Raw genomic sequence first — 365 nt, forward strand, 5'->3', positions numbered from 1 at the left:
TTTCCAAGATTGCCAAACGAATAAGCTTTAATTTGATGGCCTTGCTTAGTGAAAGCCATTCATATGGATAGATTTTCATTTTACTTCCTCCTTGGTTGATAGATATTTTAAAAATTATTTAGAATTTTCCAATATAGTCTTTTTATTCCCGCCATTTTGAATGATTTAACCTACATTTCATCTTCAATTTCCCTGAACTTTCTACATTTTTTTCACTTCTTCTTTTAGATTGTTGATGGAATGCAGGAGTATCGCACGAAGAAAAGGCATTAGTTTTTTCAAGGAGGCCATCCACCGCTGACGAGGGCGCTTTCGCTTTCCTTAATCTAATTAGCAAAAAAATGAGTAGAATTTTAGAAAAATAG

Annotated in this window: 1 protein-coding gene; it reads right to left on the reverse strand. The window is 33.2% G+C overall.

Annotated features, from left to right (window positions below):
* Positions 1–142: 142 nt before the first annotated feature.
* Positions 143–365: hypothetical protein (locus RYX56_RS21485; protein ID WP_317124009.1), on the reverse strand; the 223-nt coding region annotated here is incomplete at its 5' end.

This window comes from Alkalihalophilus lindianensis (assembly GCF_032843265.1).
GTDB lineage: Bacteria > Bacillota > Bacilli > Bacillales > Bacillaceae_D > Alkalihalophilus > Alkalihalophilus lindianensis.